At 65.0% G+C, this 19,874-nt stretch carries 19 protein-coding genes; 11 read left to right on the plus strand and 8 right to left on the minus strand.

Features of this window, described 5'->3' with window-relative positions:
• The first annotated feature begins 73 nt into the window (after positions 1 to 73).
• Positions 74 to 709 carry a glutathione S-transferase gene (locus tag L1F06_RS06900; protein ID WP_129483833.1) on the plus strand — a complete coding sequence of 212 codons (636 nt, stop codon included), beginning with the start codon at positions 74 to 76 and terminating at the stop codon, positions 707 to 709.
• A 485-nt stretch (positions 710 to 1,194) separates the two neighbouring features.
• On the opposite strand, the gene L1F06_RS06905 is transcribed toward L1F06_RS06900, so the two are convergent.
• The 3 genes from L1F06_RS06905 to L1F06_RS06915 form a co-directional block, all read right to left on the minus strand.
• Positions 1,195 to 1,617, minus strand: coding sequence for a DUF502 domain-containing protein (locus tag L1F06_RS06905; protein WP_252576742.1), 423 nt, complete (start codon positions 1,615 to 1,617; stop codon positions 1,195 to 1,197).
• A gap of 5 nt (positions 1,618 to 1,622) precedes the next feature.
• Positions 1,623 to 1,787 carry a hypothetical protein gene (locus tag L1F06_RS06910; protein WP_232531452.1) on the minus strand — a complete coding sequence of 55 codons (165 nt, stop codon included), beginning with the start codon at positions 1,785 to 1,787 and terminating at the stop codon, positions 1,623 to 1,625.
• A gap of 125 nt (positions 1,788 to 1,912) precedes the next feature.
• Complete coding sequence (locus L1F06_RS06915; protein WP_129483834.1) at positions 1,913 to 2,863, minus strand: GlxA family transcriptional regulator; 951 nt, start codon at positions 2,861 to 2,863, stop codon at positions 1,913 to 1,915.
• Positions 2,864 to 3,035: 172 nt separating this feature from the next.
• Here L1F06_RS06915 and L1F06_RS06920 point away from each other — a divergent pair, with 172 nt between their 5' ends.
• The 10 genes from L1F06_RS06920 to L1F06_RS06965 all read left to right on the plus strand — a co-directional run bounded on the left by L1F06_RS06920 (position 3,036) and on the right by L1F06_RS06965 (position 12,646).
• Positions 3,036 to 3,629 (plus strand): TetR/AcrR family transcriptional regulator, encoded by a 594-nt coding sequence (locus L1F06_RS06920; protein ID WP_129483835.1) that lies wholly within the window; start codon positions 3,036 to 3,038, stop codon positions 3,627 to 3,629.
• Positions 3,630 to 3,688: 59 nt separating this feature from the next.
• Positions 3,689 to 4,366, plus strand: a complete 678-nt coding sequence (locus L1F06_RS06925) for a type 1 glutamine amidotransferase domain-containing protein (protein WP_129483836.1) — start codon at positions 3,689 to 3,691, stop codon at positions 4,364 to 4,366.
• Positions 4,367 to 4,574: 208 nt separating this feature from the next.
• Positions 4,575 to 6,029, plus strand: a complete 1,455-nt coding sequence (locus L1F06_RS06930; RefSeq protein WP_177491291.1) for an aldehyde dehydrogenase family protein — start codon at positions 4,575 to 4,577, stop codon at positions 6,027 to 6,029.
• 128 nt (positions 6,030 to 6,157) lie between these two features.
• Entirely contained in the window at positions 6,158 to 7,282 is a 1,125-nt protein-coding gene (locus L1F06_RS06935; protein ID WP_129483838.1) for an alkene reductase, read from the plus strand.
• An 83-nt stretch (positions 7,283 to 7,365) separates the two neighbouring features.
• Positions 7,366 to 8,664, plus strand: a complete 1,299-nt coding sequence (locus tag L1F06_RS06940) for an MFS transporter (protein ID WP_252576743.1) — start codon at positions 7,366 to 7,368, stop codon at positions 8,662 to 8,664.
• A gap of 181 nt (positions 8,665 to 8,845) precedes the next feature.
• On the plus strand, positions 8,846 to 9,757 hold the full coding sequence (locus L1F06_RS06945) for an alpha/beta fold hydrolase (protein ID WP_129483839.1): 912 nt from the start codon (positions 8,846 to 8,848) through the stop codon (positions 9,755 to 9,757).
• Positions 9,754 to 11,157 carry a hypothetical protein gene (locus tag L1F06_RS06950; protein WP_129483840.1) on the plus strand — a complete coding sequence of 468 codons (1,404 nt, stop codon included), beginning with the start codon at positions 9,754 to 9,756 and terminating at the stop codon, positions 11,155 to 11,157. Before L1F06_RS06945 ends, L1F06_RS06950 begins: the two co-directional genes overlap by 4 nt.
• Positions 11,158 to 11,324: 167 nt before the next feature.
• Positions 11,325 to 11,750 (plus strand): YciI family protein, encoded by a 426-nt coding sequence (locus L1F06_RS06955; RefSeq protein WP_003241885.1) that lies wholly within the window; start codon positions 11,325 to 11,327, stop codon positions 11,748 to 11,750.
• A gap of 13 nt (positions 11,751 to 11,763) precedes the next feature.
• Positions 11,764 to 12,183, plus strand: a complete 420-nt coding sequence (locus tag L1F06_RS06960) for a VOC family protein (RefSeq protein ID WP_003241888.1) — start codon at positions 11,764 to 11,766, stop codon at positions 12,181 to 12,183.
• Positions 12,184 to 12,319: 136 nt separating this feature from the next.
• Positions 12,320 to 12,646 carry a hypothetical protein gene (locus L1F06_RS06965; RefSeq protein WP_096827024.1) on the plus strand — a complete coding sequence of 109 codons (327 nt, stop codon included), beginning with the start codon at positions 12,320 to 12,322 and terminating at the stop codon, positions 12,644 to 12,646.
• Between the two features lie 592 nt (positions 12,647 to 13,238).
• Here L1F06_RS06965 and ggpS read toward each other — a convergent pair.
• The 5 genes from ggpS to L1F06_RS06990 all read right to left on the minus strand — a co-directional run bounded on the left by ggpS (position 13,239) and on the right by L1F06_RS06990 (position 19,865).
• Complete coding sequence (gene ggpS, locus L1F06_RS06970; protein WP_129483841.1) at positions 13,239 to 15,494, minus strand: glucosylglycerol-phosphate synthase; 2,256 nt, start codon at positions 15,492 to 15,494, stop codon at positions 13,239 to 13,241.
• 90 nt (positions 15,495 to 15,584) lie between these two features.
• Positions 15,585 to 16,847, minus strand: a complete 1,263-nt coding sequence (locus L1F06_RS06975; RefSeq protein WP_129483842.1) for an MFS transporter — start codon at positions 16,845 to 16,847, stop codon at positions 15,585 to 15,587.
• Between the two features lie 194 nt (positions 16,848 to 17,041).
• The gene (locus L1F06_RS06980) at positions 17,042 to 17,770 is read right to left on the minus strand and encodes an ABC transporter permease (protein ID WP_096827019.1); all 729 of its coding nucleotides are present in this window, start codon (positions 17,768 to 17,770) and stop codon (positions 17,042 to 17,044) included.
• On the minus strand, positions 17,770 to 18,708 hold the full coding sequence (locus L1F06_RS06985) for an ABC transporter ATP-binding protein (protein WP_129483843.1): 939 nt from the start codon (positions 18,706 to 18,708) through the stop codon (positions 17,770 to 17,772). The genes L1F06_RS06980 and L1F06_RS06985 overlap by 1 nt, the downstream gene beginning before the upstream one ends.
• Positions 18,705 to 19,865, minus strand: coding sequence for an ABC transporter permease (locus L1F06_RS06990; protein WP_129483844.1), 1,161 nt, complete (start codon positions 19,863 to 19,865; stop codon positions 18,705 to 18,707). Before L1F06_RS06990 ends, L1F06_RS06985 begins: the two co-directional genes overlap by 4 nt.
• Between the last annotated feature and the right edge of the window lie 9 nt (positions 19,866 to 19,874).

Consider the following 19,874-nt stretch of genomic DNA (forward strand, 5'->3'; position numbering starts at 1 on the left):
GCTGTCGATGGTGCGCATGGTGCACCCTACGGCTAAGCTGCGTGACTCATCGTCCTGCGCGCAAGGAGCCGCCATGCAGCTGATCGGAATGCTCGACTCACCCTACGTTCGCCGCGTGGCGATCTCCCAGCAGCTGCTCGGGTTGCGTTTCGAACACCGCGCCCTGTCGGTGTTCAGCACCTTCGACGAGTTCCAGCGGATCAACCCGCTGGTCAAGGCGCCGACCCTGATCTGCGACGACTGCACCGTGCTGATCGACTCCGGCCTGATCCTCGACTACGCCGAGACCTTGGCCGCGCCGCGCAGCCTGATGCCGAGCGTGCTGGCGCAACGCACGCAGTCGCTGCGTCGCATCGGCTTGGCCCTGGCCGCCTGCGAGAAGAGCGTACAGGTGGTCTACGAGCATGAGCTGAGACCGAGCGAGAAGCTGCACCAGCCCTGGCTGGACCGGGTGACCGGCCAGCTGCACGCGGCCCTGCAGGCGCTGCAGGACGAGTGGGAAGGGCTGGTGCCCGAACTGAGCGAGGCGAACATCGACCAGGCCGTCGTCAGCACGGCGGTGGCCTGGCAGTTTGCCGTGCAGATGCTCCCCGAACTGATCGACCCGGCGCGCTATCCGGCGCTGGCCGAACTCTCCGACCGCGCCGAACGCCTGACACCCTTTCGCGCGGCGCCGCATGGATTGGGAACCTTTGGCGGCTCGGTTTGATACGCGGTGCGCCAAAGATGTCGCCATGGCCGATAGTGTGGGCAGGAGCTATGGGAGCAAAGGGGCTGACCCAGAGCTGGCTATGAGAGCTGGCCAAAAGCTGTCATTCCTAGGACTGCAGAATCCCTACATCGGATCAGCAACTACACAGCGTGCCCATCCACTATCACTGGATAATCCTGAAATGGCCTTAGGCCAGCGCCAGGTCTTCTAAATCGCGACTTACGGGCCACCCGTCGCGTTTAAGTGAGGATATCTACAGTTTTTTCCGGCAGAAATTTGCAGCGCAAATCTCCGCTGACTCTTGTGATAGCTGGAACGGCGGTGCCAGATCGGTAGTTGTCATACATCGCCAACTACGTTTTTCCCACGGGGGGCCGCTGAACCGATAGTACGGTGATAGCCATATTCAGCAGGGGATGCTTGCAATCTGATGGGGCTTAGCCACCAAGCGATAGGGGCGCCATTCAGTAGCCGCGCCTGGCTTAGGCGCTATCTCGTAGATAGGGAGCAGCAAGCTCCAATGCTCCCCTCCCTCCACGACGCAGGCAGGCGAGAAGTGATAGCCAGGGTATCTCCGTAATGATCACCGCATCCTTCAACAACATCTGCACTTCCCCGGCCGCGTCTCCTGCAGGTCCACCATCCGGCATGTACACAAGAAGCCAATCATTCTGAGCTTCCAAGGCCAAACCGAACCGATAACCGCTGTCTTGAATAACCATCACGACTTTGGCCCCTTCGATATTGTCCATGCTGGCGAATCGTGAGGTCGCGTCTTTCACTATTTGATAGCCAGGTAAATTGCCCAGCAATTTGTCTTCAAGAGTTTGTAGGGCTCGCGATGCAGTATCTGTCTTTGCCAGCAAACCGGCCAGAAAGCAAAACAGCAGCAGGAGGACGGCCACCACAGTTACTGATGTGGCACCGCAATGGAGAAGCCGGAAAAAATCGGAAGTACCTTATGTAACGGACCGCGTAGAAGATGGATGGCTTTTTCGATGAGGATGAAAAGCAGTACCAGCGGAAGGATGAAAAGCAGACCACCTGCAATCGTTGTTTTGATGAAGCGAAACATGCTGCCCTCCCTTATACCGTAATGATGAGTAGGTGGAGCAATGCTCGCTCCAGCTTCTGGACGATCCAGCTACGAGGATAGTTGAGTTGATAGCTTTCATATGAGCAGTCAGTGCTCGGAAGAGCTCAGCCATGGCCATTAGCTGTTCCGTATAGATCATCCCTCATCAGCTTCGGCGGCTTGCCATAGGCCCGCAGAAACGCCTGGCGCATGCGTTCTCGATCGCCGAAACCGGTCTCGCGAGCAATCACTTCTACTGGATGACGGCTCGTCTCCATCATCACGCGTGCGGCCTCTACTCGCAGGCTTTCGACTGCTTTCGCCGGCGTTTTTCCGGTTTCCTCGCGGAACACTCGGCTGAACTGGCGAGGGCTTAGTCGCGCGACATCTGCCAGTGCCTCGACCGAGAGATCGCTGCGCAGGTTTTCGCGCGCATAGGCCATTGCCAGTTGTACGCGGTCGGATTTCGGGTCTATCTCCAGCAGCGCCGAGAGCTGTGATTGCTCGGCGCCTCTGCGCTGGGCGATGACCAGTTTGCGGGCCACGCGGCGGGCCAGGTCAGGGCCCAGGTCGTTCTCGACCATGGCCAGGGCAAGATCCACTCCGGCACTCATGCCTGCACCCGTCCAGATCTGCCCGTCGACCACGAACAGCCGGTCATCATCGATTCTGACGTTGGGGTGACGCTTCTTGAACTCGGGCACGTGCAACCAATGAGTCGTGACCCGTTTGCCCTCCAATAGACCGGCTTCGGCGAGCACGAAGATGCCTGTGCACAGTGATGCAATACGCCGCGATTGCGAGCTGGCGCTGGATAGACAGGTCAGCAGCTCCGGGCTGGGTTCACCCAACTCCAGGTAGCCGCTGACGATGACGGTGTCATAGCCAGCCAGGCCGAGCGCCTCGGTATTGACCGAGAAGCCCTGCGACGACAGCACGGCTCCACCTGTCTCGGACACCAGTACGAACCGGTAGACCGGCTCGCCATGCAGAAGGTTGGCGCATTCGAAGACGGAACCGACCGACAGGCTCAGCGCCTGGAATTGCGGGTAAACCACCAACGCCACGGTATGCATTGATCATTTCCTTTCTGCGGGCATGCGTCGATTGTCGGAGGGCTAGGTGGTTTGCGCAATCGGCTCGCGGTGCATGTCCGAAATCCTTGCGCATATGACATTGCTGCGGTCGGTGGCGATTCCTAACATGGCCCCAACGAACTAGACGACTGGTCTACTGAGACAGGCAGCCATGACAACCACTGACAGCAACCAGACCCGGCAGCGCATTTTCGACGCCGCCCAATCGATCATCGCCCGCAAAGGCTTCTCTGCTGTTGGGCTGAATGAGGTGCTGAATGCCGCAGGCGTGCCGAAGGGTTCCTTCTACCACTACTTCGCTTCGAAGGACGCGTTCGGCACGGCGCTGCTGGAGCACTACTTCGAGGCCTATTTGGCTGACATGGATCGTATTTTTCAGGACCCGGCAACCAGCGCCCACGACGCGCTGATGCGTTACTGGCAACTGTGGATCTCCAACCAGACTAGTCAGGTCGAGTGCGGTAAATGCCTGGCCGTCAAGCTGGGCGCTGAAGTCGCCGATCTTTCCGAACCGATGCGATTGGCACTTCAGCGCGGTACGGCGCAGATCGTCGAGCGGCTTGAGGCTGCGATCAGCAGAGGCGTGGAGGAGGGCACGGTAACCATCGTTGCTTCGCCCGCTCAGCTGGCACTGAGGCTCTATGCCCTGTGGTTGGGGGCCAGTGTGATGACCAAGATCACCCGTACCCACCACGCGTTCGAAGAGGCACTGCAGCAGACGCAACACCTTCTCGGTAACCAGTGAACCCATGACCGGCAAGGGTCGGTCGAAACCAATGCAACACCCCTTATGAGGTAATGATCATGAAAGTTCTGATGGTTCTGACATCCCATGACAAGCTGGGTAACACCGGCAATAAAACCGGCTTCTGGCTGGAAGAGTTCGCCGCGCCTTACTACGTCTTCAAGGACGCCGGTGCCGACATCGTGCTGGCCTCGCCAGCCGGTGGCCAGCCGCCTCTGGATCCCAAGAGTGATCTGCCGGACTTCCAGACCGAGGCGACTCACCGTTTCGCTGCCGATCCGGCCGCGCAGCAAGCCCTGGCCAGCACGGTGAAGCTTGCTGAGGTGAAGGCTGAGGATTTCGACACGGTGTTCTATCCAGGCGGTCATGGCCCTCTGTGGGATCTGGCGGAGTCGGACACATCCATCGCCCTGATCGAAAGCTTCGAGCGCGCCGGTAAGCCAATCGGTTTCGTCTGCCATGCTCCGGGCGTGCTGCGCCACGTCAAGGCTGCGGATGGCGAGCCGCTGATCAAGGGTCGCCGGGTGACCGGTTTCACCAACAGCGAAGAGGCCGCTGTAGGACTGACTGACGTGGTGCCTTTCCTCATCGAGGACGAGTTCCAGGCACTTGGCGCACGTTATGAGAAGGCCGGCGACTGGCAGCCGTTCACCGTCGTCGACGGGCGCCTGGTCACTGGTCAGAACCCCGCCAGCTCAGAGTCCGCTGCCAACGCCTTGCTCAAGCTGCTGGCCTGATTCGTGCAATCTGCAGGGCTCAGACGAACCCGTGCAAGTAATGAGCGGGCGCATTTTGCGCCCGCTCTGAGCGCCCTCGCGCACGCTACCGCATAACAACACCGCAGCAGCAGTCGCCTTTGGGGTGACGGGATTTCTGCTGCCTGAAGAAAGCTGTCTTGATCATTTAAGTCAATAGATTTTCGTTTGGATTCAAGGATTTAGGCTAATGTCTACCGTCATGAAAGATTCCCGCTCCAGCAGCGTCTTCGATGGCCCGTACTACCTGTCCATCGCCGGTAAGCTGGTCAGCACCGATGCGCATTTCGATGTGTTCAATCCGGCGACTGGCGAGGTATTCGCCAAGGCTCCGTCGGGTTCGCCTGAGCAACTGGAGGCGGCGATCGCTGCTGCCAAGGATGCGTTCAAGACCTGGTCGGTCCTGAGCTACGACCAGCGCCAGCGCTATCTGGATGCCTATGCCGATGCGCTTTTGGAGCACCGCGATGAACTGGCTCGCTTGCTGACTTTGGAGCAAGGCAAGCCGCTGAAAACCATGGCCGAGCCGGAGGTTGACCAGGCGATCTCGTGGATTCGCCAGATCGCTGCACGGCGTATTCCGGTGGAGATCGTCGAGGAAAACGACAACCACATCGTGGAGCTGCATCACACGCCGCTGGGTGTGGTCGGTGCGATCACGCCGTGGAATTTCCCGGTGCTGCTGGCACTGTGGAAAGTGGCGCCCGCGCTGATCACCGGCAACACCATGGTCATCAAACCGTCGCCATTCACACCCCTCACCACCTTGCGCTTTGGGCAGATTGCTCAGTCCGTGCTGCCTGCCGGTGTGCTTTCAGTGGTTTCAGGTGGCAACGAGCTGGGCCCGCAAATGACCGCTCACCCGGACATCGCCAAGATCAGCTTCACCGGCTCCACCGAGACCGGCAAGCATGTCATCCGTTCGGCTGCAGGCACCGTCAAGCGGCTGACCATGGAGATGGGCGGCAACGACGCGGCAATCGTCATGCCTGATGCCGACTGGCAAGCGATCATCCCGCAACTGTACTGGGGCGCCGTCGGTAACTCGGGGCAGTGGTGCGTGGGTATCAAGCGCCTTTACGTGCATAGCAGTTATCGCAATGAGTTCGTGGCAGCGTTCGTTGAGTACGCGCGGCAGCAGGTCATGGGTGATGGTCTCGACCCGAACGTGACCGTCGGCCCCGTGCAGAACAAGATGCAGTACGACAAGGTTCGTAGCTTCCTGGATGACATCAAGGCCAATGGTTACAACGTGGTATTGGGCGGTGAGGTAGACGAGAGCCGTCCTGGCTATTTCATCCCGGTAACTGTGGTCGACAACCCGCCAGAGAGCTCGATGATCGTGCAGCAGGAGCAGTTCGGACCGATCGTGCCGATCATCGCGTACGACGACGTCGACGATGTCGTGGCCCGCGCGAACGACAGTCCGTTCGGCCTGGGTGGTTCGGTCTGGGGGCGTGATACCCAGGCAGCGGTGGCCGTGGCCAATCGCCTGGAAACCGGGATGGTCTGGGTCAACGAGATCCACACGCAAGGCATCGATATTCCCTTCGGTGGCCATAAGCAATCGGGTATCGGCACTGAGCACGGCCATGAGGGCCGCCTGCTGTTCACCAACCCGAAAACCGTGTTGATCAAGAAGTAACGCCTGAGCGGCCTCTCCAGCAGAGGGGCCGCACTCCCACTCATCAAGCCCATTGGGCGCCAGGTGCGTCCATTCGCGCCCGTGCGCCTGTCGATAAGTGCAGTCGCCTGAACAACAGGATAGATATCATGAAACATGCTGCTCTGTTTACCCCCATCGACATGGGGCGTATCACTCTCAAGAACCGCATCGTGCTGCCGCCGTTGACTCGTCAGCGCAGCGCCCAGCCAGGCGATATCGCGACTGATCTGATGGCCACTTATTACCGCCAGCGTGCCGGTGCCGGTTTCATGGTCAGTGAGGGCACCCAGATCGAACCGCGTGGCCAGGGCTATGCCTGGACGCCCGGTATCTACAGCCAGGCTCAGATCGATGGCTGGCGCAAGGTGACCGAAGCGGTACATGCCGAAGATGGCGTGATCTTCGCCCAGCTCTGGCACGTCGGTCGCGTTTCCCATAATGCGCTTCAGCCTGACGGGCAGGCGCCCGTGGCGCCATCCGCCATTCAGGCGCAGAAGGTCAAAGCGTTCATTCAGACCGGCCCTGGTGTCGGCGAGCTGGTTCAGCCGTCGCTTCCACGCGCACTGGAGCTGGCTGAAATCCGCGATCTGGTCGGGCAGTACGCCCAGGCGGCGCGCAATGCCATCGACGCCGGTTTCGATGGCGTGGAAATTCACGCAGCCAACGGTTATCTGGTCAACCAGTTCATCTCCGCACATTCCAACCAGCGTGATGATGTTTACGGTGGCTCCCTGGAAAACCGCCTGCGCTTCCTGCGCGAGATCGTAGACGCCGTGGCCGCTGCCGTAGGCGCGGATCGCCTGGGTGTGCGCTTCACCCCGTTGTTCACCGGCACCGATCAGGACCGGGTGTACATCGGTCTGGTCGAAGAGGACCCGCACACCACCTATATCGAAGCCATCAAAGTGCTGGAGGCCGCAGGTGTGGCCTATGTGTCGATCGCCGAGGCGGACTGGGACAACGCGCCGGATCTGCCCGAGAGCTTCCGCCGCGACGTACGCGCGAATTTCAGCGGGAAGATTCTCTACGCCGGTCGTTATACCGCCGAACGTGGTGAGCGGCTGATCGAGGCCGGGCTGGCCGACCTGATCGCATTCGGTCGTCCCTTCATCGCCAACCCTGATCTGCCCGAACGCATCGCCAATGGCTGGCCGCTCAACCCGCTGGATCCTGCCACTGTCTATGGGGGCGCGGAGAAGGGCCTGACGGACTACCCGACCTACTCGGACTGACGTTCACATCTGCCGGCGTGGCCTCGACGCGAATGGACGGGGACACGCCTGCGTAACTGCTCACTGCGTAGGAAGTCTTCGTCATGTCTGTCAAATCCGTACCGATCGAACGCGATGTTACGCCTGGTCTGGCGTATCCGGCCTTGGCTGGCAGCGACGTCCGTGCGCCGTCAGTCGCAGCCGTGGTCGTGTGTATCCTGCTCGTCGCGCTCACGCTGCGCCCGGGCATCGTTTCCATGGGGCCCTTGCTGACCGCCATCATCGATGAGCTGGGGTTGACTCACACCCAGGCCTCGCTGCTGACCGCGATTCCGACCTTGCTGATGGGATTGCTGGCATTGCCCGCACCCTGGCTGGCGCATCGATTTGGGCGTGACCGGATCATCCTGCTGGCGCTGATCGTACTGGGCGCCGCGATCATCCTGCGTGCGCTGGCTGGCTCCATTGGGCAGTTGTTTGCCAGTACTGCGGCAGTCGGGGCGGGTATCGCGGTCGCCGGAGCGCTGTTTTCCAGCTACGTGAAGGCGCGCTCGCCGAATCGTATCGCCTTGTTCATGAGCATTTATGCAACGGCCATCGGTCTGGGCAGCACGGTCGCTGCGGTGGCGACCGGGCCGATCGATCAGTTGATTGGTGATTGGCGTTGGGCGGGCGGTTTCTGGGTACTGCCGGCAATGCTGGCGATCATGGCCTGGGTTGGCATCGAGCATCGGAGCCTGAGAGCGCCGGTCTCTACCGCTTCGACCCAGATGCCCAGGATGCCGCTGCGCAATCCCACGGCCTGGCTGATCGCACTGTTCTTCGCCTGCAACAACCTGGTGTTCTACGCCCTGATTGCCTGGTTGGCACCGATGTATATCGAGCGTGGCGAGAGCGCCAGCTCGGCAGGCTTGATCCTGGCCAGTTATACCCTGGGGTTCATGCTGGCCAACCCGGTGTTTGGCTTGCTCAGCCGCAGCGATGATCGACGTCTGTTGCTTGCCGCGAGCTCCAGCATCGCCTTGCTGGGCAGCCTGGCGATGGCCGTTGCGCCTGATGCCATGCCGCTGGTGACTGCTGCGCTTGCGGCTTTCGGTACCGGAGGTGCCTTTACCCTGGGCATGACCTTGCCGCTGGACAATGCTTCGACACCTGAGGAGGCTGGCGCCTGGACTGCCTTTGTGATGTTGCAGAGTTATCTGGTAGGCGCTGCCGGTCCGTTGCTCGTGGGATATCTGCGTGACAGCGCGGGGCACTTCCAGTCGGCCCTGTGGCTGTTGGTGGCTGTAGGGGGCGCTGATGTTACTGGTGACTCCGTTCTTGCAGCCCTACCGCTGTCGCCGTTGATGTCAGAGCTTGTTCCGGGAGCGGAAGGCGGCCACCTTTCTGGCGCATGCCCGTAGCTGCTTACGCGCCTGCCCGCGGCATTATCGCGAGCCGGCGATCTACGGCTGAGCACGGCGCCGTGTGGCTGCCTGAGGCGTCGCTGGCAGGTTGCCTCTGTGCTGCCGAGCGCAAAATAGGTGGCACTTCGACGATACGCCGGACCTCGAAAGAGACAGGTTCGTCGTCATCGGAGTCGTTATGCCTCATCTGCCATCACGCACCTGGATCCGCGCCCTGGTCGGTATCGCCGTCGCGCTCGGCACCTTCGAAGCCACGCGCCGCTATCGGCAGTTGGCGAGCGCGCCGGCGCTGAGCGACACCAGTCGCGCCCTGGGCATCGACGGTCATCATGTTCAGGCCGGCCCCTGGCGGCTGTTCACCCGCAGTGTCGGCGCTGCCGATGCACCGGTGGTGGTGCTGGTGCACGGGCTGGTCATCTCCAGCCGCTACATGGAGCCGTTGGCCAGGGCGCTGGCCGACAACGGCTACCGCGTGCTGGCGCCGGACCTGCCGGGCTACGGCGAGAGCGCGACGGGCACGCCACGGCGCGTGCTGAGCGTCGAGCAACTGGCCGATGTGCTCGACCTCTGGCTCAGCGCCTGCGCCATCGACAAGGCCACCTTCATCGGCAATTCCTACGGTTGCCAGATCCTTACGGCCCTGGCCGTGCGCCACCCCCAGCGGGTGGCGCGTCTGGTGCTGCAGGGGCCGACCGTCGACCCGGCGGCGCGCAGCCTGTTGCCCCAGCTCTGGCGTGCCGTGCGCAATGGCCGTCGCGAGCGTCTGCGCTCCAGTGCCGGCATCGGTCGCATCGATTACGCCAAGGCTGGCGTCTGGCGGGTGCTGAGCAGCATCAGGCGCCTGCTGCACTACCGCATCGAGGATCATCTCGCCGCCATCGAGGCTCCATGCCTGGTCGTGCAGGGCAGTCGCGACCCGGTGGCGCCGCCGCACTGGGGCGAGGCGGTGGCCGCGCGCCTGCCCAAGGGGCGTCTGTGCCTTGTCGAGGGCGCGACCCACACCATGAACTACGTGCATCCGCACAGCTTCGCGCAACTGATCGACGATTTTTTGCGCGAGGGTCGCGGCGCCACGGAGGTGGTCCGATGAACCAGCCACCGCAGGGCATCGCCCGTTTCGATTCGGCAGCCGGCATGGTCCAGGCCCTTGCGCTCGCGCTACGCGGGCGCCCGTACACCAGTCCGAGCCAGTCGCCGCTGCTCGACAGCCTGATGCCGACCATCAATCGCCTGCCGTGCAAGCTGCGCGAGCAGGTCTATGCCCTGGGCGGCATGACCGAGGGCATCGGCCCGTCACAGGCCGCGCGGGTGGACGTAGAGGCGATCGCCGAGTGGATGGCCGGCCTGTATCCGCAGCGGCGCTATCCGGCGGCCTTCATCGGTTCGTCCAACGGGGCGCTGATGCATCTTGCGGCGGCCATGGGCGTGCCCTGGCTGCCGCAGACCTTTCTCTGCCCGGTGCGCGCGCTGGGCAACGACCCGGACGATGCCCGCCGTGCGCTGGAGCAGGGCCTGCCGATCGTTCACGCCTTGCTCGGCGCGGATGGGCGCATCGCCGTGCACCATATGCACGATCCCAATCAGGATCGGCTGATGCTGCAGCACATGGCCTACTACCGCCTCAAGTACCGGCGCCTGCCGCTGGCCTACCGCGAGTTTCTCCTGCGCAGCCTGGCGCCGGGGGCGACGCTCTACGTCAGTGCCTGCAATCGCCAGTGGCCGGTCACACGCACCTCCTCGCGCTCGGTGTTTCAGTTTGGCGCCACTGGTGGGGCGAGTGAGAGCGAATACTTCGAAGGCTCGCCGCGGGTGCGCCAGTACCTGTCGCGCTACGGTATCGCCCGGCCGCGCTGGGATCCGCCACCTGCCGACGACATGGCGCCCGAGGCCGAGTGGGGCTTCGACCCGGCCCTGCTGGACGACCTGCAGGAGCTGGCCAAGGCGCGGCAATGGCGGCTGATCCGCATCGACCATGCCGAACCCGAATCGCTCAGCGCGCTGACGGCCGACATCTACGCCGACTGGTACGCCGAGCAGGGCGAACCCTCGCGCCGCCTTCTGGTGGACAGCTTTCTGCTCAGTGATCCGCTTACCACCCTGCGCCTGCGGGCGATCCCGTACTGGTCGCTGTTCGGCGTCGAGCCTTCGGCACGCCTGCTGGAGGAGTATCTGCAGGGGCATCCGGGGTTCGACGAAATCGACATGCTGCTGTTCTCCCACGGTACCGAAGGCGTCGGTCTCGCCCCCATCGAGCGCTGGCAGCAGTTGCTCGGCTGGGCGCGGGTAGAGGGCCGGCTGGTCGGCGTGGACCCTTCGCGCTATCCCCGCGATTTCGCCACCTTTACCCGGTTCGCCGAGGACCTGGCGCGCCTCGGACCGAGGTGGGACCTGCCTGAGCCGATGTCCATCGCCTTCTTCGAGGAGGCGCTGCAACGCCACGGCGCGAACGCCGAGGTCTCGCTCAGTCGTCTGCACAGCGCTAGCGGTTGAGGCGCTTTGCGTCTGGAAGTGGGCAGCGCTTTTTCTCGAAAGAAAGTTTCCCTGCGCTGTCGATTCGTCCATCGCCCGTTCGACTAGTCTTCAGAACCCAGCCATGGGTTCAGTGTCAGCCGTAGGGAGACTCCTGCGCTATTTCGACTCGAACAAGGAGAAAGGCGATGCGTTTCATGGTGATGGTCAAGGCGACTGCAGATTCCGAAGCCGGTGTGATGCCCAGCGAGGAGCTGCTGGCGGCCATGGGCCGCTACAACGAGGAACTGGTGGAGGCCGGGGTGATGCTCGCCGGCGAGGGCCTGCAGCCCAGCAGCAAGGGGGCACGGGTAAGGTTCTCCGGCAGCCAGCGCACGGTGATCGACGGTCCGTTCATGGAAACCAAGGAGCTGGTCGCCGGTTTCTGGATCTTCCAGGTGGCCTCGCTCGAGGAATGCATCGAGTGGGTCAAGCGCTGTCCCAACCCCATGCCCGGCGACTCGGATATCGAGATTCGCCAGATCTTCGAAGCCGAGGATTTCGGCGCCGAGTTCACCCCCGAGTTGCGCGAGCAGGAAGAACGCATTCGCGCGCGCATCAGCATTGAGAACTAAGGAGAGTGTTGCGATGAAGATTCATGCCTATCTGATGTTCGATGGCCAATGCGAGGCCGCCTTCAATTACTACGCCGAAGTGTTCGGCGGCCAACTGGAGATGATGCGCTACGCCGACAGCCCCGAGCAGATGGACGTACCGGCCGAGTACCAGCAGCGCGTCATGCACGTGTGCCTGACGGTTGGCGACCAGTTGCTGATGGCCTCCGATACCCTGCCGCAATACCCGCATGACGGCATCAAGGGCTGTTCGATCTCCCTGCAGGTGGACAACGTGCCGGAGGCCGAGCGCCTGTACGAAGCGCTGTCGAAAGGCGGTTCGGTGCAGATGGAGCTGCAGGCCACCTTCTGGGCGACGCGCTTTGCCATGCTCACCGACCGTTTCGGTGTGCCGTGGATGATCAACTGCACGGTGGACAGCCAGATGGGCTGAGCTGCTGCGTGCACGGACAGGTGGTGCTGCCTTGCCCTGCGCGGGGGCTCCGCCGGTCCGCTGCGCAGCTTGCCCGAAAACCGAGCGAAGCGGCCGAGGTCCAAGTTCAAGACAGGGCCGGCAAGAGGGCTTCGCGATGAAACTGCGCTATCCGCTGCTGGTGGGCCTGGCGGTGTCGCTGACGGCCTGCAGCGTACACGTCGGTGGGCACCGTCCGCCGCCGCACCACGCACCGCCACCCCACGTCGAGTGGCGCTGGGATCCGGGTATCGATGCCTATGTGGTCATCGGCTGGCCACATCTGTACTACCGTGACCGCATCTATTACCGCTGGTACGACGACCACTGGTATTCCTCCAGCCGGCACGACGGACCCTGGGCCAAGGGGCCCAAAGGCGTGCCACCCGGCCTGAACAAGAAGTATGGCAAGCCGGGACGTGGCCGCGGCGGTGGGGGGTATTGAGCCGAGGTGGGGCGACGCGTGATCCGGTGCGCGGCTTTGGTAGGGTGCGCCGTGCGCACCAACGGAACGGGAAATACCAGCAAGCCGGGGAACGGCCATGGTGGTGCCGGGGTGGGCCTGTTTACCGCCGCAAGATTCGGTGCGCGCAGCGCACCCTACGGATGCGGCAGACCAGTAGGGTGCGCTGTGCGCACCAACGGAACAGGCAATACGGCAAGCCGGGGAACGGCCATGGCGGTGCCGCGGCGGGCCTGTTTACCGACGCGAGATCCGGTGCGCACGGCGCACCCTACGGATGCGGCAGGCCAGTAGGGTGCGCCGTGCGCACCAACGAACAGGCAATACGGCAAGCCGGGGAATGGCCATGGCGGTGCCGCGGCGGGCCTGTTTATCGCCGCACGATTCGGTGCGTGCAGCGCACCCTACGGATGCGGCAGGCCAGTAGGGTGCGCCATGCGCACCAACGGAACAGGCAATACGGCAAGCCGGGGAACGGCCATGGGGGTGCCGGGGTGGGCCTGTTTACCGACGCAAGATCCGGTGCGCACGGCGCACCCTACGGCTGTAGATCATCCGTAGGGCGGCGCGAGGCTTAACCGACCAATTCCAGCACCTTGTTTTCCTGCTGCGGTTCGACCCCGGCAAGGAACTCCTCGCCCCAGCGGCGGATGTCGTTGAAGCAGACGATGTCGAACAGCTCGCGCAGGCGCGCCTTGGCCTCGCTCGCGGGCATGTTCAGCGCCAGGTAGCAGGTCTGCGCCAGGTCGGCCGCATCGTGCGGGTTGGTCAGCAGTGCGCCCTTGAGTTCGGCAGCGGCGCCGGCGAACTCCGATAGCACCAGCACGCCGCGTCCGCCGAGCAGGCCTTGCGCGGCGACGAATTCCTTGGCCACCAGATTCAGGCCGTCGCGCAGCGGGGTGATCCACATGACGTCGGCCATGGCGTACCAGGCGCTGACTTCCTCGAACGGCAGGCTGCGGAAGAAGAACTGCAGGGGCGTCCAGCCGACGCGGGCAAAGCGCCCGTTGATGCGTCCCACGGCCTGTTCGATCTGGCTCTGCAGCTCGTCGTAGATGGTCATCTCGCGGGCCGCCGGCACGCAGACGCTGACCAGGGTGACCTTGCCGATCAGTTCGGGGTTGTCGGCCAGCAGGCGCTCGTAGGCGTTGAGCTTTTCCAGAATGCCCTTGGTGTAGTCGAGGCGTTCCACCGAGAGAATCAGCTTCACGCCCTGCATCTCCTCGCGCAGGTGCGCCATCAGCTCGCGAATCTTCGGTGCCTCCAGGGCGCTGCGTACGCGGTCGATATCCAGGCCGACCGGATGGGCGCCGAGCCTGACCCGGCGGCTGCCGGTATCCAGTTCGGTGGTCATGCGCTCCAGGCCCACGGCGCAGCCATAGGTGATGAAGCGCGGCGCGCAGTTCTGCCGGCTCAGGGTCTTGAGCGGGAACACGCCGCGGGCGACGTCGACGAAGTTCTCCACCTGGCGCGGGATATGGAAGCCGACGTAGTCGCACTGCAGCAGGCTGCCGACGATCTGCCGGCGCCAGGGCAGCACGTTGAACACGTCCGCCGAGGGGAAGTAGGTGTGGTGGAAGAAGGCGATGCGCAAGTCCGGGCGCAGCTCGCGCAGGTAGGCCGGTACCATCCACAGGTTGTAGTCGTGCAGCCAGACGATTGCGCCCTCGGCGGCCTCCAGCGCGGTGCGCTCGGCGAAGGTGCGGTTGACCTTGAGGTACACCTGCCAGTCGTCCTCGTTGAAGGTGGCGCGCTCCCAGAAGGTATGCAGGGTCGGCCAGAAAGCCTCCTTGGAGAAGCGCTTGTAGAAGATGTCCACTTCGTCCTTGCTCAGCTTGACCCGCGCCGCGGTGAGCTTGGGATAGCGCTCGGCGTCCACCGTGGTGTGGCTGTCGAACGGCTCGTCACCCTCGTGCACCGCCCAGGCCACCCAGGAGCCCTTGCGCCCATCGCCGAAGAAACTCAGCAGGGTGGGAATGATGCCGTTGGGCGAGGTGGGGCGCCGGCGCTGCAGCTTGCCGCTTGCGCCGCGGTATTCCTCGTAGGGCAGGCGGTGGTAGACCATCACCAGCTCGGCCTTGCCCGGCTGCGCGGCCTGGCGCCGTTCGGCGGCGATGCCGTGCTCGCCGAGGAAGCCGAAGTGGGCGAAGGCTTCGAGAATGCCGCCGCAGCCGGGGCGGCTGGCATGCAGGGTGCGCGAGTGGTTGGCGGTGGCCTCCAGCAGGGCGCTTTCCGACTGGCCCACGCACACGCCGTGGAAGCTGGCGCTGAGCATCGCCAGGTCGTTGAGGGTGTCACCGGCGGCCAGCACCTGGTCGTGGTCGAGCTCCAGCCAGTCGGCCAGGGCGCGCAGGCTGCTGCCCTTGTTCACGCCCTTGGGAAGGAAGTCGAGGTAGAGCTCGGCCGAGTACAGCAGGTCGCAGCCCAGCTCGTCGGCGATCTCGCGCAGCGCCGGGTTGGCCGCCTGCTCCGGCGTGCAGAAGTACGAGCAGCGCCGCGCCTGCGGCACGTCCTGACGCTCCAGGCCGAAGGCGGCAATGGCGCTGGCCACCTGGCTTTCGCCGGGCCAGAGGGCGTCCACCACGCTCTGCAGCGGCTGGATCGGTTGCAGGCTGTCGCCGTGCACCAGCGTGGCGCCGACGTCGGCGATGATGAAGTCCGGCTGTGGCAGCGTCGGGTCGGCCAGCAGCGGCAGCACCGCTTCCAGGCTGCGCCCGGTGACGTAGGCGAGCTGAATCTCGGGGTGGGCGGCGATGGTCTGATAGAGGCTCAGGCGATCCTCGGGATCGCCGGCAAGGAAGGTTCCGTCCAGATCGGTGGCAAGTAGCATCGTTGTTTCTCCAGAAGCGGCGCCGGGCGCCGGTGTTCTGGCTGCTTGGGATAGGCTCGGGGCCTTGCCGAAGCAGCCGGCGGTGCATCCTCAGGATGCGTGAGTCGGGCTTTCCTCCGTGTCGCAAGGTTCGGGGGGCGGGGCGTCGGGCATCAGCTCCAGCACGGTGGGACTGGTGCGCAGCATCGGCACGAAGTGCGCAGCCTCGCCGCTGACCAGGTCGCTGACATGGCGCAGGCGGTACAGGCAGTAGGCCGCCAGCAGGCCGAGGGTGACGGCGAAGTACAACGGCAGCGCCGCCGCGCCCAGGTGTTCCATCAGCAGGCCGGCGAGCAGCGGGCCGCACACCGCGCCGATGCCGTTGACCATCAGCAGGCCGCTGGAGCCGGCGAGAATCTCGTCCTTGTGCAACTGGTCGATCAGCTGCGCCACGGCGATGGGGTAGATGGCGAAGGCCAGCCCGCCCCAGACGAAGATCGCCATCAGCAGCGCGTTGCCGGCCGGCAGCAGGCTGAGCAGCAGGGCCATGCCGGCGGCCAGGGCCACCACCCAGAGCAGAACCCAGCGCCGGTCACGGCTGTCGGAATAGAGGCCGATCGGCCATTGCAGCAGGGCACCGCCGAGGATGGTGGCGGTCATCATCAGGCCCACGCCGGAGGCATCGAAGCCGGCCAGGCTGGCATATACCGGAGCCATGCCCCAGAAGCCGCCGAGCGCCAGGCCCGACAGGCCGGCAGCGGCGATGGCCAGCGGGGCGATGCGCCACAGCTGCAGCAGGTTGCTGCGCGGCGCCTCCGGCAGGCTCGGCTGCACCTGGCGGGTCAGGGTGATGGGCATCAGCGCCGCGCTGATGAGGATGGCGGCGAGGGCGAACAGGGTGAACTGCACCGGGTCGGCCAGGTGCAGCAGCTGCTGGGCCAGGGCCAGGGCGCCGAGGTTGACCGCCATGTACACGGCGAACACCCGGCCACGTTGCTCGCCGGGCGTCTGCGCGTTGAGCCAGCTTTCGACCACCATGTACAGGGTCACCAGGGCCAGGCCGTAGAGCACACGCAGGCCCAGCCAGACCCAGGGGTCGACCAGCAGCAGGTGGAGCAGGGCGGCGATGGCGGCAAGTGCGGCGCAACAGGCGAACGCGCGGATATGCCCGATGCGTCGGACCAGCGGAGCCGCCAGCCAGGTGCCGAGAAGAAACCCGACGAAGTACCCGGACATGATCAGGCCGAGCATCGTGGTGGAGTAGCCTTCGGCGACGCCACGCAGGGTCAGGAGGGTATTGAGCAGCCCATTGCCGAGCAGGAGAAGTGCCACTCCGCTCAGCAGCGAGCTGATGGGGGCAATCAGGGACCACATGGCGATCTACCCTAGGCCAGTACGCCCATGGGTGCAAGCAGAGAACGGGCCAAGTGCTCTTCGCTTGGCTTGTAACATACTGATGTTAAAGAAAAAATTAAATTGACGAAAAATCTGGCAGGCCATCTGGCGGCCTGATGCACACCCGCGGGGCACGGCTGGTCGCACCGATGGTGCGCGACGGCGGCGTGTGGCTAACCAGGCGGGCGTGGCCCAGGGCCGCTCAGCGCGCCGAACAGGCTGTCCACACACAACGCCAGCAGGCCGATCAGCAGTGCGCCCTGCAGCAGGTAGGCGTTGTTGCCGTTGACCAGCCCCGCGATCAGCGGATCACCGAGGGTGCTGGCACCGACCGTCGAGCCCAGGGCGGCGGTGGCGATGCTCAGGGTCAGGCAGGTGCGTACGCCGGCCAGAATCACCGGTCGGGCCAGCGGCAGCTCAACCTGCCAGAGCACACGCAGCGGCGACATGCCCATGCCCCGCGCGGCTTCGAGCACCGCCGGCGGCACGCCCTGCAGCCCGGCCAGGCTGTTGCGCAGCACCGGCAGCAGGCCGTAGAGCAGCAGCGCGACTATCGTCGGCAGGGCGCCGAAGCCGAGCAGTGGCACGCTCAGCGCCAGCACGGCCACCGGCGGGAAGGTCTGGCCGATGGACGCCACCTGGCTGGCCAGCGGCAGGAAATCGCGGCCCCAGGAACGGGTCACCAGGATGCCGGCGGTGACGCCGAGCAGCACCGCCAGGCCGCCGGCGCAGGCGACGATCAGCAGATGCCGGCCGAGCAGAGCGGCGAGGCTGGCGCGCTGGTAGAGCAACTGACGGCTGTCGGGGTCGAGCCAGCGCAGCAGCGGTTCCAGCCGCTCCATGGCGAAGCTGGCGCCCAGCAGCAGGGCCAGCCACAGCAGCGGCGGCAGCCAGCGGCGCATCAATCGGCCTCCTCTCGCACGGCATCGAGCAGATGAACGACGCCGACCCAGCGCCCCGCGGCGTCGCGCACGGCCAGGCGTTCGCAGTGCTGCGAGAGCATGTGCGACAGCGCCTGGCGCAGGCTGGCTGTGGCGGCGATGGTCTGTGCCGGCGGCTCGCCGGATGGGGGCCGCATCAGCGTCTCCACCCGGCGCAGGCCGGCGCGCTTGAGGCCGCGCTCGCTCTGGCCGAGCAGTTGTTCGACCAGCGCGTTGGCCGGTCGGTCGAGCAGTTGCTGCGGGCTGCCATGCTGGACGATGCGCCCGTGCTCCATCACCACGATGCGCTCGGCCAGCTTGAGCGCCTCGTCGATGTCGTGGGTGACGAAGACGATGGTCTTGCGGATCTGCGACTGGATGCGCAGCAGCTCGTTCTGCAGGTTGTCGCGGGTGATCGGATCGAGCGCGCCGAACGGCTCGTCCATCAGCAGGATTTCCGGATCGCCGGCCAGCGCACGGGCCACGCCGACGCGCTGGGCCTGGCCGCCGGAGAGCTGGTCCGGGTACTTGTCGGCGAACTCGGCTGCCGGCAGTTCGAGCAGCGCCAGCAGCTCCCCGACCCGCGCCTCGATGCGCGCCCGCGGCCAGCCGAGCAGCTGCGGCACCAGGGCGATGTTGCGCGCCACCGTCCAGTGCGGGAACAGCCCGGTGTTCTGGATGGCATAACCGATGCGCAGCCGCAAAAGGCGCTCGTCGAGCGTGGCGATGTCCTGGCCGTCGATACGGATCTGCCCGCTGCTGCAGGCGACCAGCCGGTTGATCATGCGCAGGGTGGTGGACTTGCCGCAGCCGGAAGGGCCGACCAGTACGCAGAACTCGCCGCTGGCGATGCGCAGCGACAGCTCATCCACCGCCGTGACGCCGCCAAACCGGCGGCTGACCCGGTCGAGTTCGATCATGCTTGGCGTCTCCGTGTCAGGACATGGGCCAGTGCGCCGAACAGGGCGTCGGCGAGCAGGGCGAGGGCGATGGTCGGCAGGGCGCCGAGCAGCACCAGGTCCATGGCACCCTGGCCGAGCCCCTGGAAGATGAAGGTGCCGAACCCCTGGGCGCCGACCAGCGCGGCCACGGCGGCCAGGCCGATGGCCTGAATGCTGGTGATGCGCACACCTTCGAGTATCACCGGCAGGGCCAGCGGCAGGCGCACCCGGGTGAACAGCTGGTAGCGGCTCATGCCCATGCCGCGCGCGGCTTCGAGCACCGCGGCGTCCACCTGCTGCAGCGCCACCTGGGTGTTGCGCACTACCGGCAGCAGGCTGTAGGCGACCAGCGCCAGCAGCGCCGGCGCCCAGCCGATGCCGCGTACGCCCAGCGCCTGCAGCGCCGCGGATTGCGTGGCCAGGTAGCTCAGCACAGGGATCAGCAGGCCGAACAGCGCCAGGCTGGGAATGGTCTGCAGCAGATTGAGCAGCCCGTACAGGGCCGCCTGGGTGCGTGGCCAGCGGCCGATCGTCAGCGCCAGGGCGAACCCCAGGCCCAGGCTCAGCGCCAGGGTGCCGCCGACCAGAGCCAGGTGCCCGCCCAGAGCCTGCCAGAACTGGCGGCTGCGACCGGCATACTCGCGCATCAGCGCCAGCGAGTCCCAGGCACCGCTGGCGATCAGCGCGGCGCTGAGCAGCAGCAGGAGCAGTGGCCCGATCAGCCACAGGCGTCCGCCCAGACGCTGGCGCAGCTCGATCAGCATCAGGCCGTAGACGAACAGCTGACTCCAGACCCCGAAGCCCGGCGCGATGCGCGCCTGCGGCAGAGCCGGGTCGAGGTGACGCGCGGCGAACCAGGCCAGGGCCAGCGGCAACTGGGCCAGCAGAAGCGCCAACAGGCCCTGCGCCAGACGCAGATGATGCGGCTCGGCACGCCAGGCCAGGGCCGCCAGGGCCAGCAACGCGGCGCTCAGCGATAGCGCCCAGGGCAGGCCGAGCGCGTCGCTCAGGCCGTGGCCCTGGCCGGGCACGATGCGGTTGGCCGCCAGGCTGGCTAAATCGCCGAGCCACAGCCCGGCCAGCAGTAGCAGGGCCAGGCTCAGCAGGACCGGATTGCGCCTGTTGCTCGGCTGCACGCCGCGTCC

Origin of the sequence: Pseudomonas hydrolytica, from assembly GCF_021495345.1 — a bacterium.
GTDB lineage: Bacteria > Pseudomonadota > Gammaproteobacteria > Pseudomonadales > Pseudomonadaceae > Aquipseudomonas > Aquipseudomonas hydrolytica.

Bases quoted from the DNA above. Each gene is read 5' to 3' on its own strand.
- L1F06_RS06930 (WP_177491291.1), top strand. From the start codon at position 4,575: ATGTCTACCGTCATGAAAGATTCCCGCTCCAGCAGCGTCTTCGATGGC.
- L1F06_RS06915 (WP_129483834.1), bottom strand. From the start codon at position 2,863: ATGCATACCGTGGCGTTGGTGGTTTACCCGCAATTCCAGGCGCTGAGC.
- L1F06_RS06950 (WP_129483840.1), top strand. From the start codon at position 9,754: ATGAACCAGCCACCGCAGGGCATCGCCCGTTTCGATTCGGCAGCCGGC.
- L1F06_RS06900 (WP_129483833.1), top strand. From the start codon at position 74: ATGCAGCTGATCGGAATGCTCGACTCACCCTACGTTCGCCGCGTGGCG.
- L1F06_RS06955 (WP_003241885.1), top strand. From the start codon at position 11,325: ATGCGTTTCATGGTGATGGTCAAGGCGACTGCAGATTCCGAAGCCGGT.
- L1F06_RS06965 (WP_096827024.1), top strand. From the start codon at position 12,320: ATGAAACTGCGCTATCCGCTGCTGGTGGGCCTGGCGGTGTCGCTGACG.
- ggpS (WP_129483841.1), bottom strand. From the start codon at position 15,494: ATGCTACTTGCCACCGATCTGGACGGAACCTTCCTTGCCGGCGATCCC.
- L1F06_RS06925 (WP_129483836.1), top strand. From the start codon at position 3,689: ATGAAAGTTCTGATGGTTCTGACATCCCATGACAAGCTGGGTAACACC.
- L1F06_RS06910 (WP_232531452.1), bottom strand. From the start codon at position 1,787: ATGTTTCGCTTCATCAAAACAACGATTGCAGGTGGTCTGCTTTTCATC.
- L1F06_RS06940 (WP_252576743.1), top strand. From the start codon at position 7,366: ATGTCTGTCAAATCCGTACCGATCGAACGCGATGTTACGCCTGGTCTG.
- L1F06_RS06960 (WP_003241888.1), top strand. From the start codon at position 11,764: ATGAAGATTCATGCCTATCTGATGTTCGATGGCCAATGCGAGGCCGCC.
- L1F06_RS06980 (WP_096827019.1), bottom strand. From the start codon at position 17,770: ATGCGCCGCTGGCTGCCGCCGCTGCTGTGGCTGGCCCTGCTGCTGGGC.
- L1F06_RS06975 (WP_129483842.1), bottom strand. From the start codon at position 16,847: ATGTGGTCCCTGATTGCCCCCATCAGCTCGCTGCTGAGCGGAGTGGCA.
- L1F06_RS06935 (WP_129483838.1), top strand. From the start codon at position 6,158: ATGAAACATGCTGCTCTGTTTACCCCCATCGACATGGGGCGTATCACT.
- L1F06_RS06985 (WP_129483843.1), bottom strand. From the start codon at position 18,708: ATGATCGAACTCGACCGGGTCAGCCGCCGGTTTGGCGGCGTCACGGCG.
- L1F06_RS06920 (WP_129483835.1), top strand. From the start codon at position 3,036: ATGACAACCACTGACAGCAACCAGACCCGGCAGCGCATTTTCGACGCC.
- L1F06_RS06945 (WP_129483839.1), top strand. From the start codon at position 8,846: ATGCCTCATCTGCCATCACGCACCTGGATCCGCGCCCTGGTCGGTATC.